Source organism: Pseudoalteromonas sp. S1650 (assembly GCF_005887195.1).
GTDB lineage: Bacteria > Pseudomonadota > Gammaproteobacteria > Enterobacterales > Alteromonadaceae > Pseudoalteromonas > Pseudoalteromonas simplex.
Map to the genome: position 1 here is coordinate 1 of NZ_PNDF01000043.1, position 15572 is coordinate 15572.

Consider the following 15572-nt stretch of genomic DNA (forward strand, 5'->3'; position numbering starts at 1 on the left):
AAACCGCACGCGCTGCGCTTTGCAGATTCAGTATCACTGACTCTTGATTGGCAAAAAAGTTAAAATTAGGGCGTGTTGACCTTTGTGGATTAAAATTTGTTCACTCTAGGGGCGATTTAATCGCGGCGCGAGATTTGTAACCTAGTGGGCTAAGTAAAAATCGAGCAACAAAGAGTTAATCGCCCCTAGGAAGAACCCGAAGGGCAGCGCGTGTTTGGCATTGATGCTGCGTTATCACCTATTTATGTGGAACAACCACACTACATAGGCTCTGCCTTGCCTAAATACCAAACACACTGCTGCAAAATTAATCATAAAAGGTAAACACGCCCTAGTCCTACCGCAAAGGCAAGCACAGCTAAATAACGTGCGCCTTTGCCTAGGGTCACAAGTAACAAAAAGATTGGAAACTTAACCCTAAAAATTCCGCCAACTACCGTTAACGGGTCGCCGACAATAGGCAGCCAAGCAAACAGCAAACTGTAAATACCGTACTTATTAAATTGCTGCTCAGCTTTATCTATCGACTTTTGTGAAACGGGAAACCATTTACAGTCTTTAAATCGCATGACTTGTGTGCCCAGCCAATAATTAACACAGCTCCCAAGCACATTGCCCACGGTTGCACTTAGCCATAATAGCCAAAGTAGATAATCACCACTGGCTACCATAGCGGTCATCACTAATTCTGAAGAGCTAGGTAATAGGGTAGCTGCAATAAATGCACTGAAGAATAACGATAAGTAGGCCATAAACATCACATAAAAAAGCTCAGCAAACGGCTGAGCTTTTATTATATGGCAATCAATTTATTTTATAAATTCAATCGCCATTGGGTAATTTACTTCTTTACCATCGTTGGCTTTAATCGCCGAGACTACCACCATAATCAATGAGAATAACGCTACCAATGGCAACAAAATCACACCAACGACAACAAACATCAGCATAAAGCAGACAATGTAAGCAATCATCATGGTTAATTGAAAGTTTAATGACTTGCGACCATGCTCAGCAACGAGCGGCATTTCTTCTTTTTTTACAAGCCAAACAATCAAAGGTCCAATCACTGAGCCAAACGGAAAAAGTAAACCAGCTAAGGCACTTAAGTGACAAAACATTGCCCAAGTGCGCTGGTCTTTATCTGCCACAATTATTTCAACTTTTTGATTATCATCCATTTTAAATTCCTTGTTATGGGTCTATTTGTCTCTTTACTATAAACCTTAATAGCATTTTACCCTAGCTAAATTGATTAAATTTAAAACTCTCAACCAGCAAAAAAGCTGTAATCAATGCCGTGATAAAAATGTGATAACTTCGTGAAGGTTTTTGGATATTGCTATTCGATACTGATTTTGAATCATCAAAAACAGGAATCTCACATGAAAGCTTTACCTTTAACTTTGTTCGCTGCATGCACAGTAACTAGCCTTACAAGCCAAGCAGCTGAGCTTGATATAAAACTGACTAACCTCACGCAAGGTTTACACTTTACCCCTATTCTCATTACGGCTCACAACAGTGACAGTAAACTCTTTAGCGTTGCTATGCCTGCTTCTACAGCCCTACAGACAATGGCTGAGGGTGGTAATCTCGAGCCATTAATGAGTGAAGCCACAGCTGCAAACAGTGACATGGTTGCTAACCCAGCTGAAGGCCTATTGGCGCCAGCAAGTTCAACGATGGCGAGCTTATCTACCAGCGATGGCAATAATTACTTATCGCTCACAGCCATGCTGCTGCCTACCAATGATGGCTTTGTGGGTTTAGATAGTTGGATGATCCCAACAGAAGCTGGCACCTACACTGTTTATCTCAATGCCTATGATGCAGGCACCGAAGCTAATGATGAGCTTGTTGTTGAGGGTTCAGGCATGCCGGGCACGCCAGGTATTCCAGCCGCACCGGGTGGCAATGCAGGAATGAATGGCAGCGGCGTCACCAGCAGCGAAACAAATATGATGGTGCATATTCATCCGGGTAATTTAGGTGACGACGATTTAGAGGCAGGTATGAGTGACCTTGATAACACCGTGCACAGATGGCTAAACCCAGTTGCGTTGCTAACAGTTACGGTTAAATAGGAGGTTATCATGCGCTTTTCAAAAAGCTTAATTATCCTCGCATTAAGTGCCGGCCTTGCGGCCTGTGGGGATTCAGATAATAACGAGGTGGAAGTAACAGATCCTGTAACGCCCGCTATGAGCTATGAATTTACCGTACATGTTACAAACTTAACCAATGCCCAACCTTTATCACCGATTGCAGCCATTGCTCACACTGAGGGTATGCTTTGGCAAATAGGCGAACCGGCCTCAGCTGCCCTCGAATTAATGGCTGAAGGAGGAGATAACAGTGAATTATTAGCGGCTGATTTTAATATGAATTCAAGCTCAGCTGAAAGCCCACTTCTTCCTGGTGAGCAAGTCACTTTAATGCTGAGTACTGAGCAGCTTGATTCATTAAAAATCAGCTTAGCGACCATGTTGGTGAATACAAATGACGCGTTTACCGGTCTGAATGCTATAGACGTGTCTTCGTTAGCGGTAAATGAGTCACTGTCACGTACTAGTTTTGCCTATGATGCAGGCACCGAAGCTAACTCTGAAGCAGCTGGGACAATCCCCGGCCCTGCTGATTCTGGCGAAGGTTACAACGAAATGCGCGACGATATTGACCGTGTTGCAATGCACCCAGGTGTGGTCAGCCAAAATGATGGCCTGACAAACTCAGTGCTCACCAGCCAGCATAAGTTTGATAACCCGGTAGCTCGGTTCACCATAACGCGGACGCAATAATAATCGCACTCCTTACACCGAGGTCATAAGGATGTGCCTCTGTGATTTGGAGTGAGCAATGCGCCAAGAAAAATTATTAATCGTCGAAGATGATAGAGCAATACGCCAACTTATCAGCACACAATTACACAGCCTAAACCTACATATTGATGAAGCCTCGAGCGCTGAAGCTGCAATAAAGAAGCTTGCCAGCTCAAGTTACGGCTTGGTGCTACTCGATATCAATCTACCACAAATGGATGGCTTGAGCTTATGCCGCAAAATTAAAGAGCACTACCCAAGTATTGCCGTTATTTTACTAACTGCACTCAGTAGCGATATGGACAGAGTGATTGGTCTGGAAATGGGCGCTGATGATTACATTTGCAAGCCGTTCTTCGCCAGAGAGTTACAAGCACGAATAAAAACACAATTACGGCATAGGTCGCAACTTATGGCAGCCCAATCACATCATGAAGATAGCGCTCAAGCAGTCATTCAACTCGGTGAACTCCATATTGAATTTGCCAGCCACCAAGCATTTTTAGCTGACCAAGCAATTAACTTAACCGCCACCGAATTCGATTTACTAGTCTATTTTGCTAAACACCCAAACCATGTTTTTAGCCGCCAACAGTTACTAGACCAAGTGTGGGGTTACCAACACAGCGGCTACGAGCATACGGTTAATTCCCATATAAACCGTTTACGCAGTAAATTTGAGCAGCATCACCCTACAACCTTTATCGAAACAGTCTGGGGCGTAGGCTATAAATTAAACCCTAGCCAATTGAGTGTAAACTAATGAAATCAATGACGCTATATCAAAAACTCGCTTGGTCATTGGTGCTTATTTTTAGCCTGTTGTGTGCACTGGTTTTAAATTGGAGTAAGCAATTAGAACAAAGCTCTGTTCATCATGCTCAGCAAAACTTGCACCTCCAATTGGCCGAGCATTTAGTGCACGACAATCCACTGATCAAACAAGGTGTGTATGACTATGACGCACTAGAAAACTTATTTCACACGCTGATGATACTCGGTCCTGCATTTGAGTTTTATTTTGTAGACCCAGAAGGTCATTTACTGACTTATTCAGCCAAACCGGGGCAAGTCGTAAGGCAACAAATAAACTTAACCCCGATACAGCAGCTGATTGACAACCCCACTGCCACGCCGATTTATGGTGATGATCCGCGTAGCAACGATGGCGTAAAAATATTTTCGACCGCGCCAGTTTATAATCAGCAACAACTGCAAGGCTATTTGTACGTGATAATTGGCGGGCAAGCTTACGATGCAACCCTTAAAAACATTAAAGCCAATGATAACCTTTGGCTTGCCGCAATGTGGTTTATAGCCGCCTTAGTTGCGCTCTTTATTGCGATGTTGCTGTTATTTCGTTTTTTCACCTTACCGTTAAAAAAACTCAATAAAGAGCTTAATAAAATAGAAGCGGCTAACTACAGCCTAACCAAAATGTCATTGGACTCAAGCTACACTGCTGATGATGAAATTGGCAATTTAAGCAAAGGCGTCAATGCCATGCTCGCACGTATTGATGAGCAGTTTCAGTCATTACAGCAAGCCGATAAACAACGCCGTGAGTTACTTACGCATTTATCACATGATTTACGTACGCCGCTATCTTCACTGCACGGCTTTCTTGAGGTGATCAATAAACCGGATAGCCACTTAAACGAGCCTGAGCAACGTCATTACCTCAACCTTGCAATGGATAACTGCCAGCAATTAAAACATCTGATCGAACAAATTTTTGAGCTTGCTAATTTAGAGTGCGGCCAAGTAAAAATTCAATCAGAGACCTTTAATTTAGGCGAGTTGATTTATGATTGCGTGGCAAAGCTTGCACTCACTGCACAATCCGCAGGAATTTCACTCAGGGTTATCCCAGAAATTTGCGACTTTACCGTAACGACAGACATTGCAAAATTAGAGCGGGTACTAACAAACTTAATTGAGAATGCTATTCGACACACCCCAAGTGGCGGTGAAATTGCCGTTAAGGTTAGCCAACAAAGTGATCAGTTATACGTGGCAGTATCTGATACTGGGGTTGGTATTCATGAGGATGAACTCAATGCTATTTTTGAACCTCATTATCAGGCCCGTAATAGCATAAAACGAGGCTCAACAGGCTTAGGACTGGCTATTTGCAAGCAATTGCTCACCCTAATGGATAGTGAAATAAACGTCAGCAGTACCTTAGGAAAAGGCAGTGAGTTTCGTTTTAATTTAGCAATGCAGGCACCCGCTTAATCACGGATGCCTGCGTTGTTATTATTTTTCGATACCCGCTAAATCTAGCATAAATGCATAATATAAAGCGGTGTCTTGTAAGCTCTTAAAGCGCCCAGAAGCACCGCCATGACCTGCTTCCATGTCAGTTTTAAAAAGCAATAGGTTATCATCGGTTTTATATTCACGCAGCTTAGCAACCCATTTTGCTGGCTCAAAATACTGAACTTGAGAGTCATGCAAGCCGGTGGTGACTAACATATTTGGGTAAGCCTGTTTCTTAACTTGGTCGTACGGCGAATACGACAGCATATAATCGTAATAGACTTTATCGTTCGGGTTACCCCACTCGTCATACTCATTTGTTGTTAGTGGTAAGCTGTCATCTAGCATAGTCGTGACCACATCAACAAAAGGCACTGCCGCAATCACTCCTTTATAAAGTTCAGGCGCTTGATTTACAACAGCTCCCATTAGTAAGCCACCCGCACTGCCACCCATGGCAAAAACATTATCTTTATCTGCATATTTTTGAGCAGCCAATGATTTAGTCACATCAACAAAGTCATTAAAGGTGTTTTGTTTATGAAGTAACTTGCCGTCTTCGTACCAAGGACGACCCAACATCTGCGAGCCACGGATATGTGCAATTGCAAATACAAAACCACGATCGAGTAAGCTTAATCGTGAACTAGAAAAGCTCGGATCCATGGTCGCACCATACGAACCATAGCCATATTGCATAAGCGGATTAGAGCCATCTTTTTTAAACTTATCTTTTCGATAAACAAGGCTCACTGGAACATCAACACCATCTCGCGCAGTTACATATATGCGTTCAGATGTGTAATTGCTCGGGTTGAAATCACCCAATACTGTACGCTGTTTAAGCAGTGTTTTTTCGCCACTTTCGAGGTTGATATCGTAGCTACTACCTGGGGTTGTCATACTTGAATAGTAAACACGTAAATTAGGGTTATCTAACTCACTATTACCATAGCTAAAAACCATATACGTTGGATCATTAAACGCAACTATTTGCTCTTGTTGGTTGCGAAGGTCACGAATAGTGATACGGGTTTGCCCCATTTCACGTTCTTCATAAACCAAGTGATTGTTAAATAACTCAATACCCTCAAACTTAACCTTATCGCGACCAGCAATAACCGTTTGCCAATTGGTTTTATCATGAGCCTTATCGCGGTGCACTTTCATCAGTTGGAAGTTAACCGCATTTAAATTGGTAACGATGTAATACCAATCACCTAATTTTTGAATATCATATTCAAGCCCAGCTTCACGTTCAATAAAACGTTTTGGCATTGCTTTGACATCATTAGCATCAATAACCGAGACACCCGAAGCACTAGTGCTGCCATGACTAATATAGATTTCTTGTTGGTCTTTACTCTTGTAAATACCGGTGTAGTAACTGGTGTTTTTCTCTTCGTAAACGAGTTCGTCGTCGGCTTGCGGGGTGCCTAGCGTATGGCGATATACTTGATAGCCTAACAGCGTTTGTAGGTCTTTTTTGATGTAGTATAAGGTTTTGTTGTCATTAGCCCACACGACATCACCTTCCGTGCCTTCAAGGCTCTCTGTGAGCATTTTACCTGTGGTTAAATCTTTAACTTTAATTGTGTAAATGCGACGACTAACTGTATCTTCACCGTAAGCAAGTAAATTGCCATTTGGACTCACAGCTAAACCGGTGACAGCAAAGTAATCATGATTTTTAGCAAGCTCATTTACATTTAAAATAACTTGCTTACCCTCTCCTTGACTATCTTGGCTACGCACATAAACCGGATATTCATCATCACCACGCGTTTGTGAGAAATAATAATAATCCCCTTTTTTTGTCGGTACGGTATCGTCATCCTTTTCAATACGTCCTTTAAGCTCTTCGAAAAGGGTGTTTTGTAGCGTTTGAGTATGTGCCAATTTGCTTTCAACATACGCATTTTCAGCATTTAAATGAGCAATAACAGCGGCATCTTTGCGCTCATCATCACGCATCCAGTAGTAGTTATCGATACGTGTGTCACCATGAATGGTCATTTCATGAGGTATTTTTTTAGCAACGGGAGCTGCTATTTGAATCGACTCAGTTACAGCCGATTGTTTTATTGTATCTTTTTCATTTGAGTCATCAGGAGCTTTATTACAGGCAGTTAAAATAGCTAAAGAGAGTGCCGCGAGACAAAGTGAGTGGCCAACTTTCATAGGGATCCTAAATTAATTTTTATTATTAAGTCCCTAATATAAGTAATTAACCGTGAATTTATAAGTAGCCTTTGTGAAGCAATGTAAAAAGGGAGCCGAAGCTCCCTTTTATCACTTATTTTTCAAATAATTACTTTTGCTTACGACGACGCATGAATGCGAACGGTGCAGCAAGTAATGTTAACCACGCTAGTGAACCTGAAGAAGATTTTTTCTTCGGTTCTTCAACGACAGGAGCTGGATCAGCAATTGTATCATTTACAACAATAGAAACACTTGTTTCTTCTGATTCCATACCTGAGCTCTCACGTACAGTATAAGTAAAGCTATCTTCACCTGCGAACTGAGCATTAGGTTTATAGTCTATGGTACCATCTTCTTTCACTGTTGCTGTACCGTTGCTTGGTGCAGAGACAACTTTAACTGTTGAAGACTCAAGGCTACCCTTAACTTTCACACCTTTGTGGACAAGGAACTCTGCATTATCTAATTCCGAAGCAGCCTTACCATCAAACGTGAATCGAGATTCACCCATATCATTTTCTAATACATTGATATTGATAGTTTGCTCTTCATCAGTAACTACAGAATCTGCCGAAGTATAGTTGCTACGGTCTTTCGCAAATGCTTGATACTGAATTTCAACTGTACCACCTTGGGTTTGCTCAACCATATAACCTTGACCAAGAGCTGTCCCTGTTGGAACTGTACTTAGTGCAACACCGACACCACCATCAGCAGATTCAGCGCCAGCCGAATAAGCAGAAGGTAACGCTGGAACATCTATGTAATTAATACGTACTTCATCCGTACCTTCTTTCAAAATAACTTGGAAAGTGTACTTATCACCTGAAGTGCTAGCGTATTCTTCAACATCATGCCACTCAATAACAATGTGACCACTTTCAAGTGTTGCTATATACAGCTCACCACCGCCAGTTGCACCACCCGCTAAGTCATAATCGGCCCATAAAGGTGCAATAACACCATTTGGCGTACGAGTATTAGGGAATGCACGCGGAGACCACGCACCACTGACGTTCACATCACTACCAACAGCAACGAAACCATTATCAGAAACTGTAAATGCTGAATATTCTTTTCCATCATAGATAAAGTCAGCATCAACGGTTACCGTAAATTCATCACAACCATTTGGGCACGCAACAGCTGTTGCTCCAGCTTCTGCTAAAGAGAACGTACCTAACAAGTTATCATCAGAAAGAGTCATAACTTTAGGGTCTAACTTACCAGTCCATGTTAGTTCTTTATTATCTTCACTAACAGTTACTTCACCGGCTCCACGTGCAACTTCCACTAAAGGTGAAGTGCCTTTAAGTAGCTCTGCATTTTCATCAAGCTTAACATTAACGGTTAATTCGTTTTCAAAGCCAGAATTAGCAAATTTAACGCCTACTTTCGCAGGTGTTGATGAGTTTAAAGAATCAGCATCAACATTAGCGGTGAAGAAACTCGCATTTGTTTCTTCATTATCGTATATAGCAAATGGAAGGTGAGCTACCTGACCTGTTTCAGAGTGCGTCCATACAACATGACCAAAATTCCAACCTTTAACACTATTGTATGTTGAGTCAATATCTAAATTAAACTCTGCAATATCGGTGCGTGTCTCAGTATTATCTTCTCCAGTCGTCACAGAACCATTCGCTTCTAGAGTGATAGTGCTAGGCGATATAGAGATTTCTGCACCATCCATGTCTGTAACTACTTTAGCTGTCCACTCTCCCGAGGTGTCACTCATATTTTGCACAGTATTTTTGAAGCTACATACGCTTAGACAGCTAGGATCAGCATAAGAACCGTGACTAAATGTAAGCGACGCATTTAATGCACTAGGTACATCTAGGCGACCAGCACCAACATCAAAAGCATCTGCTTTAGTGACAAGATCTTCTTTATGAAGTCCATCCATCTTCGATGTACTCATTAAAGCGGTTTTGATCTGTACAGCATCCCATTCTGGGTGTGCTTGCTTAATAAGTGCAGCTGCACCCGCAACATGAGGGCTAGCCATACTAGTACCAGAGATTGCCGTGAATGTTAATCCATTTCCCTCATCTGGAGAGTATGCAGACAGGATGTCTGTACCTGGAGCAGCAATATCAGGTTTTAGGAAGCTTGGTTCACCGTTTGGTCCTCGTGAACTCGAAGAATTAACTGCATCAGTGAACTTAGCTACGATAGTTCTTTGCACACTTGGATCAAGAGTCGCGATAACAGGCTCTTCTGTTTCTTTCAATAACTCAACTAAGCTTAAACCATCTTCTTGGCTAATAGCTGAAGCTGGGATTGGAGCATCATCCATAGACATCCCCATCGCACCACCAGCAGCATTATTGTGAATAATCACTGCAGAAGCACCTGCTTTAGCTGCATTTTCAGCTTTAACACTAAAAGCACAAGCACCACGAGAGATTAACGCAACAGAATCAGCAAAACTAATTCCTTCCGCAAACTCTTCGCAACCCTCAAAGTTATCTGGTGCGATAACTTGTGCAGAGATAACCGGTAAAGAAAGCGTTTCTTTTAATAGGCCATTACTACCCTCAATACTTAAATAGCTTTCGCCATCAACCTCAATTTGCTGCGAAAAAAATCGGCCTGTTTGGGTATTTGCAACTGTTAAACCAGACTCGATACATCCTGGACAGCCAATTGTTTGTGGTCCATTACCATCATTACCTGCTGCAGTAACAACAACAACACCTGCTTCTTCTGCTGCTGTAAATAAGTCGCTGTAAGCACTTGATGCAGGGTTTGCTCCTGCACCACCACCCCATGAGTTATTAATAACATCTGCGCCGTCTTTAATTGCGGCTTCTAATGCAGACATAAGCGCGGTTGTAGTACCACTGCCGCGACCATCAGCTGTATGCCATAGTGCTTTATATGCCATCAGTTGAGCTGCAGGAGCTACACCAGAAATAGACACATTGTTACCCTGGTAGGTGATTTCCATTGGGTTACCAACCGCAGTACCAGCTACGTGCGTCCCGTGACCATCATAACCTAAAGGAGAGCCAATATACTCATCTGGATGAACACTAGAAGGAGTTGGACCAAAAGCACGTGCAACAATTAACTTGTTATTACAAAAGTCAGCTTCACCACCATCCATTCGACAATAATCAGGATTTGTTGCTAAGTAAGCAGCTTCTTCTTCACTGAACTCTGGAGCCGTAAAACCTACATCTGAAAACATAGGATTTTCAGGGCGAATACCTGAGTCAATAATCGCAACCTTAACACCTTTACCAGCTTCAGATTGACCACCTAATGCTTGCCACGCTTCAACACCTTTGATTACATCAATTGATGCGTCCATTACTGTATGATATTCAGTGTCTAGGAATACTTTTTTAACGCCTGGTAGTCTAGCCAGAGCTTCTCTTTGACCTTCAGCGCCCTCAATAACAACACCATTGAATAAAGTGCTAAACGTATGAGAAACAGCTCCACCACTTATAGATACAGCGTCACGAGCTACGCTCTTTTGCTTAGCTTTTAAGTAACTGCTGTACTTTAACGCTTGGTTTGAAGAAAGATTTAGCTTACTCTCCCCAGTTACCTCTGCAGAGGTAGCCTGTAGGCCGATGATTCCGCCTTTATAAGTTGCAAGAGGTTCATCCTCGAGTTGAATAATATAGCGAGTTTTATTGTTAATTGTTTTATCTTGAGAGTAACTTTTTACATTAGATATTTCAGGAACATAGCCCTTGTTAAGATCAAGTGTTGCTGCTGTAACACCATAAGACATCATTGCTAACCCAATAGCCGATGATAGAGCGGTTCGCTTCATTTTACTTGGAGACATCATTTTCCCTCGGATGAGTTTTATATTATTGTATTTACTCAATTCAATGATATTAGAATTGTTCGACGACTATAAAGCTCAAAAACACAAACTAGCAACAGCTTGGTTACAACAAAGTGATCCCTCTGCCGAAAAGAAACTGTAACAGACTGATTTAAATGAATTAAATGTCAAACTTAAATTGTAAACCACTGTAAATAAAATATAACAATGAGCGGAGAGACTGATGAATTCAGAAGTTATCAACATTCTTACCATGGCAAAGGTGATTCAAACTGCTGTTGCACCCGTCTTTTTAATTACCGGTATTGCAGCAACATTAGGCGTGCTTTCCAACCGCTTGGCGCGTATTACCGATCGAGCGCGGCAGTTAGAACGCAAGCTTAAAGTCAGTACCGATGAAGACTTCAATAAGTCGCTTACAACAGAACTAAGGGCACTGTTGAAACGCTCTCGCTGCATACATATCGCATTTAGTTTAAGTGTACTCAGTGCCTTATTAGTGTGTGCTGTGGTTATGTGTCTATTTTTATCGCATATCCAGTCGATCAACTTAAGCGTGACAATTGCTAGCTGCTTTGTGGCCGCTATGGCGCTGTTGATATGTGGATTTTTATCTTTACTATGCGAGGTTTTCTTAGCAACAAGAAGCATGCGCCGCGGCATGATCTTCGCTGATATAGATATAAATGATTAAATTAAACTTAAGTTAAGATTAACCGCAATACACTTGAATATTATATTGAGCTAAGATACAACTCAGTTAGTTTACTTTTATGACATCTTAAGGGGCAAAAGGAATGAAATTAAAACAATTAGTAGTAGGCGCAATGCTATCTACAATGGCACTAGGCGCTTCAGCAAATTCTGTATTTGAAGAGCCAAGCGATGCAATCGAGTATCGTCAAGCAGCATTTTCAATGATCCGCGTACAAATTGGTGACATGGGCGATATGCTAAAAGGAAAAGTACCTTTTGATGCAGAACGTTTTCAAAAGCGTGCCGACAATGCAGCGGCATTATCTAAAATGCCTTGGGAAGCTTTCGTAGCGGGTTCTGACAAGGGTGATACATCTGCACTTGCAGCTGTATGGAGCGACAACGAAACCTTTATGAAAAAAGCAGTTGCTTTCCAACAATATGCTGATGAGCTAGCAATTGCAGCGCAAAGTGGCGATAAAAAAGTAATTGGTAAAGCATTTGGCGCTTGGGCTAAAGGCTGTAAAGATTGCCATAAGTCTTTCAAAGACTAGTTAAAAACTTAAACTAAAAAGGCGCTTATTAGCGCCTTTTTTAATGTCTTATACCAATTCGCTTAATTAAGTGGTCTATTTTGAGGCAATAGAACCTCGTTGATAGCAAGGCAAAAATTTCGTTATTTAGTTTGTTCTAAATCAGAAATTTTTAACGCAGGTAGCGACAGGTTTTATCCCTCAAAATGATTAAGTATTATTGCGGATTGGTATTAGATTACCTAGCCAAGCAAATAGCTGAGCGGCTCTGCACCCCAAGTCGTAAATAGCACCACTAAGCACACTGCAAAAATAACAAAAGCTATCAACGGTGATTTAGTAACAGGCTCAGTAACCGCAACTTGGTCGCTACTGCCCGTTAGCATAGGCTTCACTAAGTTCTTACCCTTAATGCGGTAAATCACAATCGCTAATACATGCAACACAATGGCATACAACAAAATATCAAAGTTTAAATGATGGAGCCAACCGGCAAACTCTACGGTATCTGAGGATACATGCGCCACCAGCGGGCCATCCGTTAAAATATCGTCACTGGTCATTAAGCCAGAGGTTAACTGTACGATGAGTAGCGCAAAAAAGGCTATCACCATATAACTACCCGCTGCGCCATGACCCGCTTTATGTTCATTGCTTGTAAATGACTTAATTGCAGCAACAGGAGAGTGAATAAGTGCAGAGAGCTTTGCCGTTTTACTACCAATAATGCCCCAAACAAGACGTGTAATAATAAGCGCTAGAGTGAAGTAGCCTGCAGTAAAATGCAGCTCCAACATACCTTCTTCAGCACTAAAATAGAGTGTTGCGATGGCGGCAACTAATAACCAATGGAAGCTTCTTATAAAGCCATCCCATACTTTAACTTTTGACATTGTAACTTTCCCTTTAAAAGATGCTAATGATTTCAGCAACAGGCTCGGCTATACATTATTGCAAACTTCAGTTATTTTGACACACCTCTATTTCAGCTGTTTTGATCTGAGCCATAACAACAAACATGAGCGATAAGATGCATAAATCAACAATAAGAGCCTTGCTAAAAGGATTTTTCGACATGCTCCCCTTATGCCTTGCGGTGTTACCTTGGGGAATTTTATGTGGCTCGTTAGCTGTTCAAAATGGCTTCAGTGCCCTAGAAACACAAGCTATGTCGTTGTTGGTATTTGCAGGTTCAGCACAGCTCGTTGCGATTGAATTAATGGCAGGCAATACGCCGCTTTTAACTATTTTATTTACCACACTCATTATTAGCTCACGGCACTTTTTATATGGTTTAGCTATTCGCCACAAAGTCATAGATCAACCCTTTCGTTGGCGACTGCCAGTGAGTTTTGTACTAACCGATGAATTATTTGCTTTTTCGCACCATCGCAAAGCGTACCGAACGAAAGTACGCCTTATTTATGCACTCAGTGCCGGTTTTAGTTTTTATATTGCATGGAATATCTGGACCTTGCTAGGTATTGTCGCAGGAAGCCTCCTTCCCGATTTAACACACCTAGGTCTTGATTTTGCCATCGCTGCCACGTTTATTGCTTTAGTTATTCCGGGTGTAAAGAACTTTGCAACACTGGCTACTGTGATCACCGCAGGCGTTGTTGCAACGCTATTAAAAAGTCAGGGCTTTCAACTTTGGCTTGTCACCGCGGCTCTTATCGCTATGACAGTGGGTTATCTAATTAGTCGCTGGCAAGCAAAAGAGGAGCATACACAATGATGATCACCATTTTATTAATGGCGTGTATCACCTTCTTCACACGTTACTTATTTTTACACCGCGCATTACCATTTAAAGTTGGCCCGAAAATGCAGCAATTTTTAAGTTTTAGCGCCCCTGCCGTACTCACCGCAATTTGGGTGCCCATTGTGTTTATTAATGACGAAGGGATAAATCTAGATTGGCAAAATCCTTACCTAAGTGCTGCTGTTGTGTCTGTTATCGTGGCCTATAAAACACATAACATATACTACACAACACTGGCAGGAATGGGATTATTTATAATTTTAAGTTAGCTGCGATGCCTATCCCCAAGTAAGAAAAGCCGCTGATTAAAATTTACCCTTTTAGAAAAATGCCAAGCAAGTTAGAATCAATGCAACAATAATAAAAAGTTATCACTATGAGCGAATTTCACCAACTCTCAGCTACCAGCCTACAAGGCCAAACCGTTGACTTTTCTGATTTTGAAAACAAGGTCGTACTTGTTGTAAACACTGCAAGTAAATGTGGCTTCACTCCACAATATGAAGGCTTACAAGCACTACATGAAAAGTATCATGAGCAAGGCTTAGTAATAATTGGTTTTCCTTGTAACCAATTTGGTAAACAAGAGCCTGGGGACGCGAAGGAAATTAAAGAAGGCTGCCTCATTAACTACGGCGTTAGCTTTTTAATGATGAGCAAAGTCGATGTGAATGGCGAACATGCTCACCCTGTTTTTAGATACCTAAAATCAGAGTTACCGGGCTTTATCACCCGCAAAATAAAATGGAACTTCACCAAATTTTTAATTGGTAAAAATGGCAAGGCCATTAAGCGATATGCGCCACTGACAAAGCCTGAACAGCTCGAATCAGACATCGCAGCTGCACTGGGCAAATAACAAAGTCTAAAAGCAATAAAGAGGCAAATTGCCTCTTTATCTAAATTTATGCTTAGTCGTTCAAGTACTCGTCAAAGTCGTCATCGCCTAAGTTTCTGCGCAAGCGTTTTTGTTCAAGATAGTCTTCCAACTTCTTCTTAACGCGTTGCTTTTTCTTGTCGTGTTGATTACGCCCGACCATTTCGTACTCGTCTTCAACAAAATCGTCATCTAGCGCGTCATAACTAAATGTCTTACCCACAACCCACTCCATAAAGTGTTTGAGACCAATTCTTGAGATTAAAATTTGCTCGATGAATTGGCAAAGATTAAAAAGCTCAGTAGTAATTTAGTATCTAAAAAACCACCAAAATAAAGCCATACACCCATGCTAAATAGGTCATATGTCAATATTGTGAATAAATAGCGCTAAATTTGATTTCTGAAAAGTGAGAGTTTTTTATCGTTTCGATAAAAGTCATTTATGCATGTGTATTTTTTAGTTAATTTGACTAAAAAATGGTTAAAAAATTATTCCCCGCAATTTTCAAAAAATCATAAAAACACATCAAACCATTGAATTAATTGAACTTATAAATTATGGCATTCAATTTGATTATGTATTTGTGTCATTTCA

The 15572-nt window shown here is 41.3% G+C and carries 15 protein-coding genes; 9 read left to right on the forward strand and 6 right to left on the reverse strand.

From position 1 onward, the window contains the following. Positions 1-311: 311 nt before the first annotated feature. Both CWB80_RS13530 and CWB80_RS13535 read right to left on the reverse strand, forming a co-directional pair. Positions 312-752 carry a YqaA family protein gene (locus tag CWB80_RS13530; RefSeq protein WP_138598948.1) on the reverse strand — a complete coding sequence of 147 codons (441 nt, stop codon included), beginning with the start codon at positions 750-752 and terminating at the stop codon, positions 312-314. Between the two features lie 57 nt (positions 753-809). Further along, positions 810-1181, reverse strand: a complete 372-nt coding sequence (locus tag CWB80_RS13535; RefSeq protein ID WP_138598947.1) for a DUF4870 domain-containing protein — start codon at positions 1179-1181, stop codon at positions 810-812. A 204-nt stretch (positions 1182-1385) separates the two neighbouring features. On the opposite strand from CWB80_RS13535, the gene CWB80_RS13540 reads away from it, so the two are divergent. The 4 genes from CWB80_RS13540 to CWB80_RS13555 are packed head-to-tail and all read left to right on the forward strand — an operon-like array spanning position 1386 to position 5060. Next, complete coding sequence (locus CWB80_RS13540) at positions 1386-2087, forward strand: spondin domain-containing protein (RefSeq protein ID WP_138598946.1); 702 nt, start codon at positions 1386-1388, stop codon at positions 2085-2087. A gap of 9 nt (positions 2088-2096) precedes the next feature. After that, positions 2097-2801: a spondin domain-containing protein gene (locus CWB80_RS13545; protein WP_138598945.1), complete on the forward strand. Its 705-nt coding sequence runs from the start codon at positions 2097-2099 to the stop codon at positions 2799-2801. Between the two features lie 58 nt (positions 2802-2859). Beyond that, positions 2860-3585 (forward strand): response regulator transcription factor, encoded by a 726-nt coding sequence (locus CWB80_RS13550; protein WP_138598944.1) that lies wholly within the window; start codon positions 2860-2862, stop codon positions 3583-3585. Further along, positions 3585-5060 (forward strand): sensor histidine kinase, encoded by a 1476-nt coding sequence (locus CWB80_RS13555; protein ID WP_138598943.1) that lies wholly within the window; start codon positions 3585-3587, stop codon positions 5058-5060. Before CWB80_RS13550 ends, CWB80_RS13555 begins: the two co-directional genes overlap by 1 nt. A 21-nt stretch (positions 5061-5081) precedes the next feature. On the opposite strand, the gene CWB80_RS13560 is transcribed toward CWB80_RS13555, so the two are convergent. After that, the gene (locus tag CWB80_RS13560) at positions 5082-7265 is read right to left on the reverse strand and encodes a S9 family peptidase (protein WP_138598942.1); all 2184 of its coding nucleotides are present in this window, start codon (positions 7263-7265) and stop codon (positions 5082-5084) included. 130 nt (positions 7266-7395) lie between these two features. After that, the gene (locus CWB80_RS13565) at positions 7396-11100 is read right to left on the reverse strand and encodes a S8 family serine peptidase (RefSeq protein ID WP_138598941.1); all 3705 of its coding nucleotides are present in this window, start codon (positions 11098-11100) and stop codon (positions 7396-7398) included. Between the two features lie 226 nt (positions 11101-11326). Here CWB80_RS13565 and CWB80_RS13570 point away from each other — a divergent pair, with 226 nt between their 5' ends. Then, positions 11327-11797 (forward strand): DUF2721 domain-containing protein, encoded by a 471-nt coding sequence (locus tag CWB80_RS13570; protein ID WP_054554628.1) that lies wholly within the window; start codon positions 11327-11329, stop codon positions 11795-11797. A gap of 103 nt (positions 11798-11900) precedes the next feature. Continuing rightward, complete coding sequence (locus CWB80_RS13575; RefSeq protein WP_138598940.1) at positions 11901-12353, forward strand: c-type cytochrome; 453 nt, start codon at positions 11901-11903, stop codon at positions 12351-12353. 221 nt (positions 12354-12574) lie between these two features. Here the strand turns inward: CWB80_RS13575 and CWB80_RS13580 are convergent, their stop codons facing one another. Then, positions 12575-13225, reverse strand: coding sequence for a cytochrome b/b6 domain-containing protein (locus CWB80_RS13580; RefSeq protein WP_138598939.1), 651 nt, complete (start codon positions 13223-13225; stop codon positions 12575-12577). Between the two features lie 137 nt (positions 13226-13362). Between CWB80_RS13580 and CWB80_RS13585 the strand changes: the two genes are divergently transcribed. The 3 genes from CWB80_RS13585 to CWB80_RS13595 all read left to right on the forward strand — a co-directional run bounded on the left by CWB80_RS13585 (position 13363) and on the right by CWB80_RS13595 (position 14956). Further along, a complete protein-coding gene (locus CWB80_RS13585; RefSeq protein ID WP_054554684.1) occupies positions 13363-14070 on the forward strand; it encodes an AzlC family ABC transporter permease in 708 nt (235 codons plus the stop codon). Continuing rightward, positions 14067-14366, forward strand: a complete 300-nt coding sequence (locus CWB80_RS13590; RefSeq protein WP_063529256.1) for an AzlD domain-containing protein — start codon at positions 14067-14069, stop codon at positions 14364-14366. The genes CWB80_RS13585 and CWB80_RS13590 overlap by 4 nt, the downstream gene beginning before the upstream one ends. Positions 14367-14473: 107 nt before the next feature. Beyond that, positions 14474-14956, forward strand: a complete 483-nt coding sequence (locus CWB80_RS13595) for a glutathione peroxidase (protein ID WP_138598938.1) — start codon at positions 14474-14476, stop codon at positions 14954-14956. 52 nt (positions 14957-15008) lie between these two features. Here CWB80_RS13595 and CWB80_RS13600 read toward each other — a convergent pair whose 3' ends face one another. Further along, on the reverse strand, positions 15009-15197 hold the full coding sequence (locus CWB80_RS13600) for a PA3496 family putative envelope integrity protein (RefSeq protein ID WP_082389337.1): 189 nt from the start codon (positions 15195-15197) through the stop codon (positions 15009-15011). Between the last annotated feature and the right edge of the window lie 375 nt (positions 15198-15572).

Excerpts from the sequence above, each read along its gene's own strand:
- CWB80_RS13530 (WP_138598948.1), bottom strand. The coding sequence starts at position 752 with ATGGCCTACTTATCGTTATTCTTCAGTGCATTTATTGCAGCTACCCTA.
- CWB80_RS13535 (WP_138598947.1), bottom strand. The coding sequence starts at position 1,181 with ATGGATGATAATCAAAAAGTTGAAATAATTGTGGCAGATAAAGACCAG.
- CWB80_RS13540 (WP_138598946.1), top strand. The coding sequence starts at position 1,386 with ATGAAAGCTTTACCTTTAACTTTGTTCGCTGCATGCACAGTAACTAGC.
- CWB80_RS13545 (WP_138598945.1), top strand. The coding sequence starts at position 2,097 with ATGCGCTTTTCAAAAAGCTTAATTATCCTCGCATTAAGTGCCGGCCTT.
- CWB80_RS13550 (WP_138598944.1), top strand. The coding sequence starts at position 2,860 with ATGCGCCAAGAAAAATTATTAATCGTCGAAGATGATAGAGCAATACGC.
- CWB80_RS13555 (WP_138598943.1), top strand. The coding sequence starts at position 3,585 with ATGAAATCAATGACGCTATATCAAAAACTCGCTTGGTCATTGGTGCTT.
- CWB80_RS13560 (WP_138598942.1), bottom strand. The coding sequence starts at position 7,265 with ATGAAAGTTGGCCACTCACTTTGTCTCGCGGCACTCTCTTTAGCTATT.
- CWB80_RS13565 (WP_138598941.1), bottom strand. The coding sequence starts at position 11,100 with ATGTCTCCAAGTAAAATGAAGCGAACCGCTCTATCATCGGCTATTGGG.
- CWB80_RS13570 (WP_054554628.1), top strand. The coding sequence starts at position 11,327 with ATGAATTCAGAAGTTATCAACATTCTTACCATGGCAAAGGTGATTCAA.
- CWB80_RS13575 (WP_138598940.1), top strand. The coding sequence starts at position 11,901 with ATGAAATTAAAACAATTAGTAGTAGGCGCAATGCTATCTACAATGGCA.
- CWB80_RS13580 (WP_138598939.1), bottom strand. The coding sequence starts at position 13,225 with ATGTCAAAAGTTAAAGTATGGGATGGCTTTATAAGAAGCTTCCATTGG.
- CWB80_RS13585 (WP_054554684.1), top strand. The coding sequence starts at position 13,363 with ATGCATAAATCAACAATAAGAGCCTTGCTAAAAGGATTTTTCGACATG.
- CWB80_RS13590 (WP_063529256.1), top strand. The coding sequence starts at position 14,067 with ATGATGATCACCATTTTATTAATGGCGTGTATCACCTTCTTCACACGT.
- CWB80_RS13595 (WP_138598938.1), top strand. The coding sequence starts at position 14,474 with ATGAGCGAATTTCACCAACTCTCAGCTACCAGCCTACAAGGCCAAACC.